The organism is Exercitatus varius (assembly GCF_029577735.1).
GTDB classification, from domain to species: Bacteria; Pseudomonadota; Gammaproteobacteria; order Enterobacterales; family Pasteurellaceae; genus Exercitatus; species Exercitatus varius.
This window is the reverse complement of record NZ_JARQTO010000002.1, coordinates 91,892-107,855: the sequence shown is the minus strand read 5'-3', so window position 1 is coordinate 107,855 and position 15,964 is coordinate 91,892. Positions and strand designations below refer to the sequence as shown.

Sequence of the window (15,964 nt, the reverse complement as noted above, 5' to 3'; positions counted from 1 at the left end):
GACCGCACTTTAGCGACTAAAGTGCGGTCGTTTTTTTAACAGTTTTTTTATTCCGCAAAGGTGTTGCACTGTTTCGGATCGCCGCTTTGTAAACCGCGTTTGAACCAGGCAAGACGTTGAGCGGAAGTGCCGTGAGTGAAGCTGTCCGGAACCACGTAGCCTTGACTGCGTTTTTGCAGACGGTCGTCGCCGACGGCTTCCGCGGCATTAAAGGCTTCTTCCAAATCACCGGTTTCAAGCAGGTTATTTTTTGCCGCTTGATAACCCCATATGCCGGCGAAACAGTCCGCTTGCAATTCCAGTTTGACGGAAAGCGCGTTCGCCTGACTACTTTTTGCCTGCTGCGCCGCCGTCACTTTCGGTAAAATGCCAAGCAGATTCTGCACGTGATGACCGACTTCATGGGCGATGACGTAAGCAAAAGCGGTATCGCCGGCGGCACCAAGTTGATTTTTCATATCGTTATAAAACGACAAATCCAAATATACCTTGCGATCGTTCGGACAGTAGAACGGCCCCATCGCCGCTTGTCCCGTGCCGCAGGCAGTCGGGGTGGCACCGGGGTAAAGTACCATGGTTGGCGCCTGATAGTGTTGTCCGCTGCTGGCGAAATAAGATTGCCAGGTATTTTCCGTATCTTTCAGCACAACGGCGGAAAGCCCTTCCAAATGCTCTTCTTCCTGCTGACTGAGGGACGAACCTCCGCTCGTGCCGCCCATACCTGACGAATCGACCAATCCGGACAAATCCACACCATAATAGGAACCGATTAACAGCACGATGAATCCGAGGATTCCGCCCATTTTTTTACCGCCGCCCAAGCCGCTTGAGCCTGAACCGCGACGATCTTCAATGTTAGTGCTTCGTTCACGACCTTGCCAACGCATAATTACTTTTCCTTACTGTTGTAAAAATTGAACGTATTTTAACGGAAAAGCCCCGAATTCGATAGTAGCGCGGTGGTTTTTTGCAAGTTTTTGCGAAAATCGCTACAATACGCTTTCTTTTCATCGTGGTTCGCGAACCTCCCACGTAAAAAAACTAAGGAAATCTATGAATATCCTCAACCCAAACGGCAACCGTAAAGCGGTTGTTATCTTCTCCGGCGGACAGGATTCCACCACTTGTCTGATTCAGGCAATCCGGGATTACGGCGTAAATAACGTGGAAGCCGTTACCTTTCAATACGGCCAACGCCACGCCGTCGAATTGCAAAAAGCGCAATGGATTGCGCAGGATCTGGGCGTAAAACAAACGCTGATCGATACTTCCGTCATCAAAACCATCACAAACAACGCCATGATGTCCGAGACGGAAATCAAGCAGGATGAAAACGGCATGCCGAACACTTTCGTGGACGGACGCAATGCGCTGTTTCTGCTGTACGCCGCTATTTATGCCAAAGGACAAGGCATCACGGATCTTATCACCGGCGTGTGCGAAACTGATTTCAGCGGTTATCCCGACTGCCGCGACGTTTTTGTGAAATCCATGAACGTAACGTTAAATCTTGCCATGGATTATCAATTCAATATTCGCACGCCGCTGATGTATTTAACCAAAGCGCAAACCTGGCAGCTCGCCGATGAACTGGGCGCACTGGATTACATCCGCCGGCACACGCATACATGCTATCTGGGCGTAGAAGGCGGTTGCGGCACTTGTCCGAGCTGTATTTTGCGCGAAAAAGGGTTGCAGGAATATTTAACGCATAAAAGTGCGGGCGAAAAATCGCCTGTTTTTTCGGCATAGAGGACACTATCATGTTTCGCGTCTCCAAAGAATTCAGTTTTGATATGGCACACATTTTGGACGGCCACGACGGCAAATGCCGGAATCTGCACGGCCACACCTATAAATTACAGGTGGAAGTGAGCGGCGACCTTTACCAACAAGGGCCGAAAAAAGGGATGGTAATAGATTTTGCGGATTTAAAAGACATTGTTAAAACGCTGATCTTAGCGCCGATGGATCACGCGTTTATTTACGATACGAACAGCGAACGGGAATGCAGAATCGCCGCCCTGTTGAACGAATTGGATTCCAAAACTTTCGGCATGCCGAGTCGCACAACGGCGGAAGAAATGGCGCGTTTTATATTCAATCGGCTAAAATCCGAATTGCCGCTGTCCGCTGTTCGTCTGTGGGAAACACCCACTTCTTTTTGTGAGTATCGCGAATGAATCCGCTTGCTTCCACCATCAACTATCCGATCGTCGAAATTTTCGAAAGCCTGCAGGGAGAAGGCGCCAATACGGGAATGCCCGCCATTTTTATTCGCTTCGGCAAATGCAATTTGGCCTGTCCTTGGTGCGACACGCCTTACAACGAATTCAAGCCTTTCACCTTTGCTCGGATTCTGCAAAAAGTGCGGGCGTTTTCGGCGAAGAATATTATCATTACCGGCGGCGAACCAACCATTCAGCCTCGTCTTTCGCTGTTGCTGGATCAGCTTAAGCAAGACGGCTATTTTTTAGCCATTGAAACCAACGGATTGAAAACGGTACCGGCTCAAATCGATTATATTGCCGCCAGTCCGAAGCGATTGTATCGGGAAAAATATCAATCCCGCTGCATTCCTTTCGCTCATGAAGTTCGCATTGTGGCGGATGAAGACGTGCTGGAATTTTGCGCATTTATTGAAGGTAAAATCAAGGCGAACCGTTATTACTTATCACCTTGCGAAATCGAAGGAAAGATGAATTTGCACGAAACCATTACCTTGCTCGGCAAGCTCAACCAACGGGTGAACAGGCCGAAATGGCAGCTGAGTCTGCAAACCCATAAATTGATCGGCATCGAATAAGCGGATGGCGTTAATCCGTTTCGCTTTCCGCCAGTAAACGTTGAATCAGTTTAAAATTTGCCGGCGGAAACTGGCCGGCGTCCAAATCAAGCTGATTGGTCCAAAATCCTTCTTGTCCTTCCCGTCCGAAGGGTTCGCCCACCCATTCTTCCACCAGATAAAAATAAAAATGAATGATTTTAGTGGGATATTCAAACAGAAATTGCTCATACAATAAGGGCTCCAGCACCATAATGCCGATTTCTTCCTCCAATTCCCGTTTCAGCGCCTGTTCCGGCGTTTCACCCGGATCCACCTTGCCGCCGGGAAATTCGAGAGACTGAGCGAAATCCTGCCCTTCCAAACGCTGGGTCAGATAAATTTGTCCGAATTCATTGCGAATAATCCCCGCCGCAACGGAAACCATTTTTTTGTTCATCGTTATGTTCACCTTTATGTGAAAGTGCGGTCAAAAAACGTTTCATTTTTTGACCGCACTTGATTCAAAGATTAGGCGTGATCTTTGGCACGACTGCCATGGCAGTATTTGTATTTTTTACCGGAACCGCACGGACAGGGTTCGTTGCGTCCGATATGACGTTCCGCGACAGCGCGGGCCACTTTTTCCTCCGCCGATAACGCCTCGTCCTGCGCCGTATCAGACGAAGGGCGTTCGTTCGGAAGCGGCGCTTGTTGCGCTTGTCGGGCTTGCTGCTGCGCCGCCATCGCCGCCTGATATTGACGTTCCGCCTCTTCCATTTCTTCCTGAGTACGCACTCGTACGCGGCTTAAGGTGCGGATGACGCTTAACTTCAAAGCATCCAGCATTTCCGTAAACATTTGGAACGACTCTTTTTTGTATTCCTGTTTCGGATCTTTCTGGGCATAACCGCGCAAATGAATGCCCTGACGCAGATAATCCATCGCCGACAAATGCTCTTTCCAGAGTTCATCCAGCGTTTGCAGCATAATGCCTTTCTCGAAACTGCGCATACTTTCCGAACCGGCCAGCGCTTCTTTACGTTGATATTCCGTTTTCGCCGCCTCGATAATGCGTTCGCGCAAGTTGTCTTCGTGTAACTGATTATCTTCTTCCAACCATTGCTGAATCGGCAGATCCAACGTAAAGTCGGAACGCAGACGCTCTTCCAATTCGGGAATTTTCCATTGCTCTTCCAAAGATTGCGGCGGAATGTATTCGTCAATCACAGCGTTGAATACGTCTTCGCGAATGGCGTCAATGGTTTCGGAAATATCCTCATTATCCAGTAAGGCGTTGCGCTGTTCATAAATGGCATGGCGTTGATCATTCGCCACATCGTCATATTGCAGCAGATTTTTACGTCCGTCGAAGTTATGAGCTTCCACTTTCGCCTGCGCAGAAGCAATAACTTTCGCCAACAGTTTGGATTCCATCGCTTCGCCCGCCGTGGTGAACATTTTACGCATCATGTTCAACTTACCTTCATTCAGATAAATCCGCATTAAAGCGTCATCCAATGAGAGATAAAAACGGGACGAGCCCGGATCGCCCTGACGACCGGAACGTCCGCGCAGCTGGTTGTCGATACGACGGGATTCGTGGCGTTCCGTTCCGATAATATGTAAACCGCCCGCCTGCATAACTTCGTCATGACGCTGCTGCCATGCCGCTTTGATCGCTTCAATTTGTTCTTCCGTCGGATTTTCCAGTTTCGCCACTTCGGCTTTCCAGTTACCGCCCAATACAATATCCGTACCGCGTCCCGCCATGTTGGTGGCAATGGTCACCGCTCCCGGATATCCCGCATTGGCAACAATTTCCGCTTCCTGAGCATGGAATTTGGCATTTAACACATTATGTTCGATACCCGCTTTATCCAGTGCCGCAGACAACAATTCGGATTTTTCAATCGACGCCGTCCCCACCAATACGGGTTGATGACGGGCAATACAGTCTTTGATATCTTCAATGATGGCATCAAATTTGTACTGTTCGTTTTCAAACATAATATCCGTTTTGTCATCACGAATCATTGGGCGATTAGTCGGAATAACCACGGTTTCCAATCCATAAATTTGTTGAAATTCAAACGCTTCCGTATCCGCCGTACCCGTCATCCCGGCCAATTTTTCATACAAACGGAAGAAATTCTGATAAGTGATTGAAGCAACGGTTTGGTTTTCGCCCTGAATTTTCACACCCTCTTTGGCTTCAATCGCTTGATGTAAACCGTCGGACCAGCGACGTCCCGCCATAGTGCGTCCCGTATGTTCGTCCACAATAACGATTTCGCCGTCTTTCACGACATAATCCACATCGCGCTGGAATAAAGTATGAGCGCGCAGCGCCGCCGAAATATGATGGAACAAACCCAAATTCGCCGCTGAATACAGGCTGTCTTCCGGCCGCATTAAACCTTGTTCCACCAACCAGTTTTCGCATTTTTCCAAGCCGCGTTCCGTTAAATTCGCCTGTTTGTTCTTCAAATCGAGGGAATAATCGCCGGTGCCCTGAAATTCATCGCTGTCTTCTTTTTCCTGTTCCACCAGAGACGGAATCAGTTTATTAATAGCGATATAAAGTTCGGAACTGTCAGCCGCCGGGCCGGAAATAATCAACGGAGTCCGGGCTTCATCAATTAAAATGGAATCCACTTCGTCCACTAACGCGTAATGCAGCGGCCGCTGAAAACGTTCCTGCGCCGAATGGGCCAGATTATCCCGCAGATAGTCGAAACCTAATTCGCTGTTAGTGGCATAAGTGATATCCGCTTTATAGGCGTCGCGCTTCACTTCCGGATCCAACCCCGGCACATTCACCGCTACGGTCATACCTAAAAATTCGAATAACGGACGGTTGGTTTCCGCATCGCGGCGAGCCAAATAATCGTTCACTGTGACTACGTGCACGCCTTTGCCGGTCAGCGCGTTCAAATAGCAAGGCAAGGTTGCGGTTAAGGTTTTCCCTTCACCGGTACGCATTTCCGCGATATTTCGGTTGGTCAGTACCATGCCGCCGACTAACTGTACGTCGAAATGACGCATGCCCAATACGCGACGACTGGCTTCGCGCACGGTGGCAAAGGCCTCCGGCATCAGCTGTTCCAAGGTTTCGCCGTTGGCTAAACGTTGACGGAATTCATCGGTTTTGGCTTTGAGTTCGTCATCGCTCAACGCTTCAAAGGAAGGTTCCAACCCATTAATTTTCTTAACGATTTTGTTCAGACGACGCAAAATACGATCGTTACGGCTACCAAAAATTTTCGTTGCAATAGTTCTTAGCATAATTTTCTCTGTTTTTTGACTGTTATGATTTTGAGAAATAAACCGCAATAGCTCTTCAACACGGCGGTTTATTCCATTTTGTTGTTACATTTTTAACGGGAAAACTAAACGCGAGGACTACCGCGAATCGGTGCGTGAAAGGCGAATTCCGTCACCGAAAAGTGCGGGCGAAATTCGAGAAGTTTTTTCGGTTCAGCCGATGATACGACAAAAAATTGCTGCGCCTGTTTCTGTTGCAAAACCTGTGCGGCACGGGCGATTTGCCGTTGAACGGACTGATTTTGATAAGTGTGATTCTCCGATTCGGCATGTTGTGATATCTGAACCTGAGGCAGCGCGAACATCGCAATTACGCTGAACAGTAATCGCGACCAAAAATAATGTTTGCCTTTGGTTAATATCATTTCGGAGTTCTCACAAAAAAGTAGTCAAATTATAGCGGAAATTCGTTACAATGTCGTAAATTTATTCAAATTTCCCTTTAGATGGGGCTTTAGGAGAGAAATATCAAGCATGGAACGTAGCAAACGTCATCAAAAAGTCATGAATATCAAAGAATTGCTGGATACCTCAAGCCTTGCGCAAGTCATGAAAAAAGGTTTGTTTATCAATGAATTAAATCAAAATATCCAGCAACTTTTGCCTTCCCGGTTTATCGAATTATACCGCGTCGCAAATTTTTCTGAGGACGGACTGACGATTGAAGTGGCAAGTGCGGTCGTGCGGCAGGGATTTTTATTTCGTCAGCAGGAACTGTTACAAACGTTCCGCCGTATTCACCCGGAAATTAACCGGCTGCAATTTCGTATAAATCCCGAACTTGGCAAAAAATCGATAAAAAAATAGGCATAGTCGACTATGCCTATTTTTATTGGATTTAACGCATGGTGACAAATTCTTCCGAGCCGGTCGGGTGAATCGCGACGGTATTGTCGAAATCCGCTTTGGTCGCTCCCATTTTAATCGCCACGGCAAATCCTTGAATCATTTCATCGACGCCGAAACCGATTCCGTGCAAACCCACTATTTTTTCATCCGCCCCCGCGCACACCAGTTTCATACGGCAAGGCTGACGATGCTGAGTAACGGCGGAATACATCGGTGTGAAAGAAGATTTATAGACTTTCACATTTTCCGCACCGTATCGCTCGATAGCTTTCGGTTCGGTTAAGCCTACGGTGCCGATCGGAGGATGGCTGAACACTACGGTCGGAACGAGATTATAATCCAGGTGCTCATCCGGTTTGTGATTAAACAAACGTTCGGACAAACGACGACCTGCCGCCACCGCTACGGGGGTTAATTCAATACCGCCTTCGATAATATCGCCCACCGCATAAATGCCTCTTACATTGGTGTTTTGATATTTGTCCACCTTCACAAAACCTCGCACATTGGTTTCCACGCCGGCCGCTTGCAGATTAATCGCATCGGTCGTCGGTTCGCGACCGATTGCCCATACCACGGAATCCACCGTCGTTTCGCGTCCGTCTTCCAATTTTAAAGTAAGAGATCCGTCGGCATTTTTCACCACTTCCTGAGGGATTGCCTGAGTGTGCAGCCGAATGCCGTCCTGCTCCAATACTTCCAGCAGTGTGTCTACAATCAGCGGATCCTGATTACGCAACGGCGCATGTTTGCGCACAAACAAATGGGTTTCCGTTTTGAAACTGTTGAAGACGCCCGCCAATTCCACCGCAATATAACCCGCACCGACAATCGCCACGCGTTTAGGTAACGCTTTTAAAGCAAATACGCCGTTTGAATCAATACCGTATTCCGCGCCTTTTACCGCAGGAATAGTCGGACGTCCGCCGGTTGCGATCAGAATATGATCCGCCGTGACTTGTTCGCTTGAACCGTCGGCATAAAACACTTCAACGGTTTTCGCATCCACAAATTTGGCAAAACCGTTCAACACGTCCACATTATTTTTCGCCAACACGTTATTGTATGAAGTATGAATGCGATCGATATAAGCCTGACGGCTTTCCACCAATTTGGCGAAATCAAATCGGTTTACACTGACGTCAAAACCATAGTCCGGCGCGTAATGATGAATGGCTTCCGCAATCTGTGCGCCGTAAAACATCACTTTTTTCGGCACGCACCCCACATTTACACAGGTTCCGCCTAAATGTTTGGCTTCAATAACGGCACATTTTTTGCCATAGCTTGCCGCACGGTTAACGGAGGCAATTCCGCCGCTGCCTCCGCCGATAGCTAAATAATAATAATGTTTTGTCATAATGGATTTCCTATTTTTGTGAAATTCGAGCCATTTTGCCGAAAAAGACAAAGAAAGGCAAAGCGATTGAATGAATCGGTTTAATCGGTTTTACCAATAAAAAAGACCTGGCATCAACCAAGTCTTTTATAAAAAAACTATAAATTATTTAACCGCACTTGTGCTTCTTGCTGCTCTAACGCCGTCGCATTTTTCAGGGCTTCTTCAAAGCTGGCCTTCGCCGCGGCTTTATCGCCTTTCGCTAACTGAATTTCACCGGTCAGTAAGGCTTTAGGATTCGCAAATCCGCTTTCTTTCACCTGTGCCAGCGTGGCTAACGCACCGTCAAAATCTTTCTGCTGGAACTGCACTTCCGCTAAACGCATATTTGCCGTTGCCGCTAAAATCGGCTCAGGCGCATGGGATGCCGCCTGTTTCAAAGCTTCCGCCGCCGAAGCAAAATCCTGTTTGTTTACCGCATCTTTGGCTTTTTCCAGCAATACCAACGCGGCATAACCGGTTTTTTCGTTGTCTTGTACGAAAGCGTCAATCTGAGCCTGTTTTGCCGCAACATCCTGATGAGCAACCACTTTGTCGTATAGCGCCGACATTTCATGAGCTTTCGCCGTTTGGTGATCCTGCCAGTAACGCCAGCCAAACACGCCCGCCAACGCAATAATGAAAATGGCGATCAAACTTTTATAGTTTTCGTTCCACCAGGATTTAATTTCGTTGATTTCTTGTTCTTCTAAACTGGTATAAGCCATGTTCTAATCCTCAAAATGCACGTTTTAAATAGTCAATAAGTTCGACTGCGGAAATCGTTTGTTGTTCGGCCGCACCTGATAAATCTTTCACCACCACTTGGTCGGCCTGCACTTCGCTTTCACCGATCACCAACGCGAATCTTGCGCCGACTTTATCCGCCCGTTTGAATTGTTTTTGGAATTTACCGCCGGAACAATGAGTCATCACACGTAAGTGCGGTAATTCCGTGCGGATTTTTTCCGCAATTCTAAAGGCCGCCAAGGTGGTTCCTTCACCGGAAAAAACAACGTAAATATCGACCGCACTTGGTACGATAATATTCTTATTGACCTCTTGAACCAGCAGAACCAAACGTTCCAAGCCCATGGCGAAACCGACACCCTGAGTGGCATGCCCGCCCAGCTGTTCCACCAAGCCGTCGTAACGACCGCCGCCGCAAACCGTACCCTGTGCGCCCAGGGCGGAGGTTACCCATTCAAATACGGTTTTATTGTAATAGTCCAGTCCTCGCACCAATTTCGGGTTGATTTCATATTTCACGCCCATATTATCCAGCAAGGCGCAAAGCTGCACAAAATGTTCGCGGCTTTCGTCATCCAGATAATCCAATAATTTCGGTGCGTCGTTTAACACTTCCTGCAGCGCCGCATTTTTGCTGTCTAAAATCCGTAGCGGGTTTTTCACCAAACGATCTTTCTCTTCGTCATTCATTAACGCCTGATGATTTTGCAAAAACGCCACTAACGCCGTGCGGTAATTGGCACGCGCTTCCAGCGAGCCGATGGAATTCAATTGCAACGAAACATGCTGTTCGATGCCTAATTCTTTCCATAAACGTGCGGTTAAAATGATAAGTTCCGCATCGATTTCCGGATTGGCGATACCGAAAATTTCTACGCCGGCCTGATGAAACTGACGGTAACGTCCTTTTTGCGGGCGCTCGTGGCGGAACATCGGCCCCATATACCACAAACGTTGTTCATTATTATAAATCCAGCCGTTTTCAATCGCCGCCCGTACACAACCCGCGGTGCCCTCCGGACGAAGCGTCAGTTGCTCGTCGTTGTCCCAGAATGTATACATTTCCTTCGAAACCACATCGGTAACTTCACCGATGGCGCGCGCGAACAACGGCGTACTTTCCACGATCGGCATACGCACTTCGCTGTAACCGTAACTCGCCAGCACATTGCGCACTTTGTCTTCAATCCATTGCCATAACGGCGAATCAGTCGGAGAACAATCATTCATCCCGCGAATTGCTTTGATAATGTTTGCCACGTTTATCCTATTTCCTATTCTGTTTAACGTATCTGTTTTTGTTATTTAACCGATTGGCTTTTATTCCACCGAAGCCACTTCAATTCGGTTTTCCCGCATTGCAATTTTTGCTCGGATTTTCGCTTCCAGCTGATTTACAATGTCGTCGTTGTCGAAACGCTCTTTCTGACGTTCGCCGTCCAGATAATAACCGCTTTTTTTATTGCCGCCGGTTACGCCCAAATCGGAAACCAGAGCTTCCCCCGGCCCGTTCACCACACAACCGATAATGGATACATCCATCGGTGTGGTGATGTCTTCAAGGCGTTGTTCAAGAGCATTTACCGTGCCGATCACATCGAATTCCTGACGGGAACAGGTCGGGCAGGCAATAAAGTTAATACCGCGGGAACGGATACGCAACGATTTCAGAATATCAAATCCTACTTTGATTTCTTCCACCGGATCCGCCGCCAAGGAAACCCGCAGGGTATCGCCGATGCCTTCCGCTAAAAGCATGCCCAAACCGACCGCACTTTTTACTGCGCCGGCACGGGCGCCGCCCGCTTCGGTAATTCCCAAATGCAGCGGTTGTTTAATGGCTTTTGCCAGCAAGCGGTAACTCTCGACCGCTAAAAATACGTCTGACGCTTTTACGCTGACTTTAAACTGATCGAAATTTAAACGATCCAGAATTTCCACATGACGCAATGCGCTTTCCAGCAAGGCTTCCGGAGTCGGTTCGCCGTATTTTTCCTGCAAATCTTTTTCCAGTGAGCCGGCATTCACACCGATACGGATAGGAATGTTTTTATCTTTAGCGCAATCCACCACCGCACGAATGCGATCTTCCCGACCGATATTGCCCGGATTAATGCGCAGGCAATCCACGCCGTATTCCGCCACTTTTAAGGCAATCCGATAATCAAAGTGAATATCCGCCACTAACGGTACTTTGGCTTGCTGTTTAATCAATTTGAACGCTTCCGCCGCGTCCATGGTCGGCACGGAAATGCGGATAATATCCGCGCCTACGCGTTCTAACGCTTTAATCTGCGCCACCGTCGCTTCCACATCGGTGGTGCGCGTGTTAGTCATAGATTGAACGGCAATCGGCGCATCACCGCCGACAGGCACGTTACCGACGTAAATCTTGGTGGATTCACGGCGTTTAATGGTTGGTTTAAATGCTGACATAATCGTTATTGAAGTTTAAATTTGGCGACACGACCATCCACTTTCAGCGGATAATTTTCACCTTTATAAGTAATTTTCACATTGCCCGGCGCGCCAATGATAACGGCGTAAGGCGCACCGTCTTTAAAGTTCAGCGTTTCACCCTGACGATATTCTTTCTGAGCAAGCACTTTGCGTTTGGCGTCTTTTACGCTAATCCAACTGGTTGCCGCAGTAATTTCAATTTGCAAATCTCCGTCCGTCGCGGGCTGTTCCGCCGTTTGAAAAACATCGGAATTTTCGACCGCACTTTGATTGTGATTTTGAGTATTCGGCACTTCAACCGCCGGTTGCGTATTAGTTTCATTAACCTGGGACGAATCGGTTAGCGTCGCGGCGGCTGTCGATTGTTCGGACTGTGCCGGCGTGTCTGCGGACGCTTCCGCCGGCGCCGCAGGAACCTGCACTTCAGGCAAAAGTTCTTTTGGCGGCTCGGACGCCGTTTCTATCAGCGTATAATTCTGTACCAAGGTTTCGCGTTCTTTATTCGATTGCTGATAGTTTTCCCACCACCAAAGCGCGGTCATACCGGCGACAAATAAAAGAACGATGGTCGTGAAATAACCAATCCAACGGTTATTATGAGAAGAATGAGGATTAATGGCTTTATCCACGCGCGCGGCGCGGCTGAGATCGTTTTTCGGGATTTCGCCGAAACTTGGAACGGCGCCTTTCCACACGCTTTCGGGCAATTTAACCAACTTCGCATAACTGCGAACATACCCTTGCATAAAGGTTGCCGGAATGGATTTTTGGGCAAATTCGTTATTTTCAATACATTGAAGCACTTGCGCGCGTAAATTTAATTTTTTAGCCGCCGCTTCAAGTGACAGACCTAAATTTTCACGAGCCTGACGGAATTGTTCGCCAAGAGTTGCAACGTTTTTTTCTTCGGTATCCATAAATATTTCTTCGAAATGAAAGGCAATAAAACTGATAAAGTTTAAAGTTGAAAAACGTCTTTTGCAACCGTTATTACACAGAAAAAAGAAAAATCAGAAATGCAGGGATTCCAGCTCCGCAGCCCGTGACGGCGAAACTTTGCGCAGCATCTCAATACTTTCCTGATAAACCGCTCGATTTTTCACGGAATAGGCGCAAATGGCCAGATTTTCGTAAGTATCCCCTTGATTGTAATAATGTTTGGCGGATAAAGCCTTGTGGAATTGTTCAAATCCCTGTTCGGCTTTGCCTTGGGAACATAAAAACGTGCCGTAATTATTATGCACGTCGCCTTGTTCGTCATCTAACGCGATCGCTTTACGATACGCGTTGTCCGCCAGCGTGGTATTGCCTTGCTGATGATAAAAATAAGCCAGCGCGGAATGCACCAGATAATAATCCGGCGCATAATTTAACGCCTTATCCAGATTTAATTTGGCCTGAGTCGGATTATTCTGAGCAAGATAACCTAACGCCAGTTCAACCCGTGATTTCGCCGCCTGTCGTTTGTCAAAATCCGCAGCCGGGGAAGACACGCAGGCGCAAAGAACCAAGGAGAACAAAAAGTGCGGTGTAAATTTACAAAGTTTCATATTATTCTCCTTATTCGGGTTATTGATTGATCACATCAATAGGCTGACCAAATTGTTTTTTGCGGGCGGTACGTTTGGTACGGTCAATCACCTCTCCCGCCAATTGTCCGCATGCCGCGTCGATATCGTCACCGCGGGTTTTACGCACAATCACGGTAAATCCGTATTCCATCAGCGTTTTCTGAAAACGATCGACGCGGCTGTTCGAACTTTTCGCATAAGGCGCTTGCGGGAACGGATTCCATGGAATCAAATTAATTTTACAAGGCGTATTTTTCAAGACTTCCGCCAGCTGATGCGCGTGCTCGGTGCCGTCATTTACATGATCCAGCAAAACGTATTCAATCGTCACTTTTCCGTGATTCGCATTGGATACGCTCAAATAACGATTTACGCTGTCCATCAACATTTTAATGTTATATTTTTTGTTAATCGGTACGATTTCATCGCGTAATTCGTCATTCGGCGCATGTAAAGAAATCGCCAGCGCCACATCGATCATATCGCTTAATTTATCCAAGGCCGGTACCACGCCTGAAGTGGAAATCGTCACACGACGTTTGGATAAACCGTAAGCGAAATCGTCCAGCATGATTTCCATCGCCGGCACCACATTAGCGACATTCAAAAGCGGTTCGCCCATTCCCATCATCACTACATTGGTGATTGGACGAATGCCCGTCACACCGAAATTACCGATAATTTTAGACGCGCGCCAAACCTGCCCGATAATTTCCGAAACGGTTAAATTCCGGTTAAAGCCTTGTTGCGCCGTCGAACAGAAAGTACAGGCCAGCGCGCAGCCGACTTGCGAAGACACGCATAATGTCGCCCGATCCGCTTCGGGAATGTACACGGTTTCCACTTGCTGATCGCCGACTTGCATAGCCCATTTAATGGTGCCGTCGGCGGAACGTTGCTCTACCGCCACTTCCGGGGCCTTGATTTCGGCGACCTGTTTCAGTTTCTCACGCAATTTCTTGTTAATATTGGTCATATTGTCGAAATTGTCTTCGCCGAAATGGTAAATCCATTTCACCAGCTGATCCGCTCGAAACGGCTTTTCTCCCAACTCTTTAAAAAACTCGCGCATTTGTCGGCGGGTTAAATCCATCAAATTGATTTTTTCTGACATCTGATTGCCTCGTTGTTACACCTTGCGGCTTAGGATCCGGTTAAAATTAGGACGCGATTGTACAGATTTCATGCAAGATAATCTATCAATATTTAAAAACCTTGCAAATATTGACCGCACTTTTGCGGAATGGTGATCACAGAAATCGATTTTCGCCTGCAAACGGCACCGCTGAGCAATAAAAATCCGCTCCTTAAACCGTTGATGATTGAATCTGATTTTGAGCGGATCTTTTATCGCGGAATGATCGTAAAATTGAAACTAAGCTTTTACTAACAATGCCACCGCTTCGGTCGCAATGCCCTCGTTTCGTCCGGTAAAACCGAGCTTTTCCGTTGTGGTGGCTTTCACATTGACTTGGTCGATGCCGCATTGTAAATCTTGCGCAATCACGGCGCGCATGGCATCAATATGCGGGCGCATTTTCGGCGCTTGGGCAATAATCGTCACATCCACATTGCCGATGACATAGCCTTTTTCCCGCACCTGACGAAACGCTTCGCGCAGCAAAATCCGGCTGTCGATATTTTTGAATCGGCTATCCGTATCGGGAAATAACTTGCCGATATCTCCCAGCGCCACAGCGCCGAGCAAGGCGTCGGTCAGCGCGTGCAACGCCACGTCGCCGTCACTGTGCGCAATAAATCCCGTATGATACGGCACTTCCACCCCGCCGATAATCAAAGGTCGCGGTTCGCCAAAAGCATGCACGTCAAAACCATGTCCGATTCGAATCATAACGTTATCCTATTTAATTTTATTTTTTTGACTTAAATAAAACTCGGCAAGCGCCAAATCTTCCGGGCGAGTGATTTTAATATTATCGCTGCGTCCGGTCACCAAGTGCGGTCGGAATCCCGCCAATTCCATGGCGGAGGCCTCGTCCGTAATGTTAAATCCCTGCGCCAACGCTTGTTCTAATGCCCGAAGCAACACTTCGGCGCGGAAAAATTGCGGCGTTTGCGCCAGCCAGATAAAATTGCGATCTTCTGTTCGAACAATCTGTTGACGAATATCGGACGTTTTAATCGTATCCACGGCGGGCAAAGCTAAAATGGCGCCGTTTTCATCGGTAACACATAATAATTTATCCAAATCTTCATGGGTAATACAAGGACGGGCGGCATCGTGCACCAGCACCTGAATCCGCTCAGGGTTTTCAATGGCTTTTAACCCGTTTAATACGCTTTCTGCGCGGGTTTCGCCGCCGGACACGATTTGAATACGGGAATCCCGCGCCAGCGGCAATTGACGAAAATAAGGATCGTTTTCGGCGACCGCCAGAATCACGCGCTTAACGGGCGGATACGACAACAGCGCGCCGACGGTATGTTCTAAAATGGTTTTGCCGTGAATCCGCAGATATTGCTTAGGTTTATCCGCCTGCATACGGCTGCCGACACCTGCCGCCGGCACGACGGCAATAATTTGACGGGAAAGTGCGGTCATTATTTGTGCTCTTTTGTAATGCGATAAAACGTTTCGTCCGGTTTGACCATTTCATATTGCAAACGGGCGCGTTCCTGAATAGCGTTCACACCGTCTTTTAAATCCTTGATCTCCGCCGCAATCACCTGATTACGTTGCGACAATTTGGTGTTCTCTTCTTTGTGGGCGGCGATTTCTTCCTGAGTTTCCTGGTAATCCAAATAGCCGTTTTTGCCGAACCACAAATCATATTGGAATAGCATCAGCACAAAAGCCAGGGTAATAATCAATAAACGCATAAGCCTTCATCACTTTTATTTATA

18 protein-coding genes and 1 riboswitch are annotated in these 15,964 nt (G+C 47.8%); of the genes, 4 read left to right on the top strand and 14 right to left on the bottom strand.

Annotated features, from left to right (window positions below; all coding sequences use genetic code 11):
- Positions 1-47 precede the first annotated feature (47 nt).
- Positions 48-887: a KPN_02809 family neutral zinc metallopeptidase gene (gene ypfJ / locus P7M01_RS03125; RefSeq protein ID WP_317482978.1), complete on the bottom strand. Its 840-nt coding sequence runs from the start codon at positions 885-887 to the stop codon at positions 48-50.
- Positions 888-1,006: 119 nt separating this feature from the next.
- A riboswitch (PreQ1 riboswitch) is annotated at positions 1,007-1,051 on the top strand.
- Positions 1,052-1,053: 2 nt separating this feature from the next.
- On the opposite strand from ypfJ, the gene queC reads away from it, so the two are divergent.
- Genes queC through P7M01_RS03110 form a run of 3 tightly spaced genes read left to right on the top strand, consistent with a single transcriptional unit; the run spans position 1,054 to position 2,806 of the window.
- Complete coding sequence (gene queC / locus P7M01_RS03120; RefSeq protein WP_317482977.1) at positions 1,054-1,752, top strand: 7-cyano-7-deazaguanine synthase QueC; 699 nt, start codon at positions 1,054-1,056, stop codon at positions 1,750-1,752.
- A gap of 11 nt (positions 1,753-1,763) precedes the next feature.
- Positions 1,764-2,183 carry a 6-carboxytetrahydropterin synthase QueD gene (gene queD / locus P7M01_RS03115; protein WP_317478888.1) on the top strand — a complete coding sequence of 140 codons (420 nt, stop codon included), beginning with the start codon at positions 1,764-1,766 and terminating at the stop codon, positions 2,181-2,183.
- Positions 2,180-2,806, top strand: a complete 627-nt coding sequence (locus tag P7M01_RS03110) for a 7-carboxy-7-deazaguanine synthase QueE (RefSeq protein ID WP_317482976.1) — start codon at positions 2,180-2,182, stop codon at positions 2,804-2,806. Before queD ends, P7M01_RS03110 begins: the two co-directional genes overlap by 4 nt.
- A 10-nt stretch (positions 2,807-2,816) precedes the next feature.
- Here P7M01_RS03110 and mutT read toward each other — a convergent pair whose 3' ends face one another.
- The 3 genes from mutT to secM form a co-directional block, all read right to left on the bottom strand.
- Positions 2,817-3,224 carry an 8-oxo-dGTP diphosphatase MutT gene (gene mutT, locus P7M01_RS03105; protein WP_202936855.1) on the bottom strand — a complete coding sequence of 136 codons (408 nt, stop codon included), beginning with the start codon at positions 3,222-3,224 and terminating at the stop codon, positions 2,817-2,819.
- A 71-nt stretch (positions 3,225-3,295) separates the two neighbouring features.
- The gene (gene secA / locus P7M01_RS03100) at positions 3,296-6,052 is read right to left on the bottom strand and encodes a preprotein translocase subunit SecA (protein WP_317480620.1); all 2,757 of its coding nucleotides are present in this window, start codon (positions 6,050-6,052) and stop codon (positions 3,296-3,298) included.
- Between the two features lie 104 nt (positions 6,053-6,156).
- Positions 6,157-6,456 carry a secA translation cis-regulator SecM gene (gene secM, locus P7M01_RS03095; protein WP_317482975.1) on the bottom strand — a complete coding sequence of 100 codons (300 nt, stop codon included), beginning with the start codon at positions 6,454-6,456 and terminating at the stop codon, positions 6,157-6,159.
- Positions 6,457-6,565: 109 nt separating this feature from the next.
- On the opposite strand from secM, the gene P7M01_RS03090 reads away from it, so the two are divergent.
- Entirely contained in the window at positions 6,566-6,898 is a 333-nt protein-coding gene (locus tag P7M01_RS03090) for a DciA family protein (RefSeq protein WP_317482974.1), read from the top strand.
- 31 nt (positions 6,899-6,929) lie between these two features.
- Here the strand turns inward: P7M01_RS03090 and gorA are convergent, their stop codons facing one another.
- The 10 genes from gorA to ftsB all read right to left on the bottom strand — a co-directional run bounded on the left by gorA (position 6,930) and on the right by ftsB (position 15,940).
- On the bottom strand, positions 6,930-8,300 hold the full coding sequence (gene gorA / locus P7M01_RS03085) for a glutathione-disulfide reductase (protein ID WP_317482973.1): 1,371 nt from the start codon (positions 8,298-8,300) through the stop codon (positions 6,930-6,932).
- A gap of 137 nt (positions 8,301-8,437) precedes the next feature.
- A complete protein-coding gene (locus P7M01_RS03080; protein WP_317482972.1) occupies positions 8,438-9,046 on the bottom strand; it encodes a YfgM family protein in 609 nt (202 codons plus the stop codon).
- A gap of 10 nt (positions 9,047-9,056) precedes the next feature.
- A complete protein-coding gene (hisS, locus tag P7M01_RS03075) occupies positions 9,057-10,328 on the bottom strand; it encodes a histidine--tRNA ligase (RefSeq protein WP_317476661.1) in 1,272 nt (423 codons plus the stop codon).
- Between the two features lie 60 nt (positions 10,329-10,388).
- Entirely contained in the window at positions 10,389-11,504 is a 1,116-nt protein-coding gene (ispG, locus tag P7M01_RS03070) for a flavodoxin-dependent (E)-4-hydroxy-3-methylbut-2-enyl-diphosphate synthase (protein ID WP_317479933.1), read from the bottom strand.
- Between the two features lie 5 nt (positions 11,505-11,509).
- Positions 11,510-12,445, bottom strand: coding sequence for a RodZ family helix-turn-helix domain-containing protein (locus P7M01_RS03065; protein WP_317482971.1), 936 nt, complete (start codon positions 12,443-12,445; stop codon positions 11,510-11,512).
- A 93-nt stretch (positions 12,446-12,538) separates the two neighbouring features.
- The gene (pilW, locus tag P7M01_RS03060; protein WP_317482970.1) at positions 12,539-13,078 is read right to left on the bottom strand and encodes a type IV pilus biogenesis/stability protein PilW; all 540 of its coding nucleotides are present in this window, start codon (positions 13,076-13,078) and stop codon (positions 12,539-12,541) included.
- Between the two features lie 19 nt (positions 13,079-13,097).
- The gene (locus P7M01_RS03055; RefSeq protein ID WP_317476665.1) at positions 13,098-14,213 is read right to left on the bottom strand and encodes a bifunctional tRNA (adenosine(37)-C2)-methyltransferase TrmG/ribosomal RNA large subunit methyltransferase RlmN; all 1,116 of its coding nucleotides are present in this window, start codon (positions 14,211-14,213) and stop codon (positions 13,098-13,100) included.
- A 261-nt stretch (positions 14,214-14,474) separates the two neighbouring features.
- Positions 14,475-14,951 (bottom strand): 2-C-methyl-D-erythritol 2,4-cyclodiphosphate synthase, encoded by a 477-nt coding sequence (gene ispF, locus P7M01_RS03050; RefSeq protein ID WP_317476666.1) that lies wholly within the window; start codon positions 14,949-14,951, stop codon positions 14,475-14,477.
- A 9-nt stretch (positions 14,952-14,960) separates the two neighbouring features.
- Positions 14,961-15,662 (bottom strand): 2-C-methyl-D-erythritol 4-phosphate cytidylyltransferase, encoded by a 702-nt coding sequence (ispD, locus tag P7M01_RS03045; RefSeq protein ID WP_317482969.1) that lies wholly within the window; start codon positions 15,660-15,662, stop codon positions 14,961-14,963.
- Positions 15,662-15,940: a cell division protein FtsB gene (gene ftsB / locus P7M01_RS03040; protein ID WP_202936842.1), complete on the bottom strand. Its 279-nt coding sequence runs from the start codon at positions 15,938-15,940 to the stop codon at positions 15,662-15,664. The genes ispD and ftsB overlap by 1 nt, the downstream gene beginning before the upstream one ends.
- Positions 15,941-15,964 lie beyond the last annotated feature (24 nt).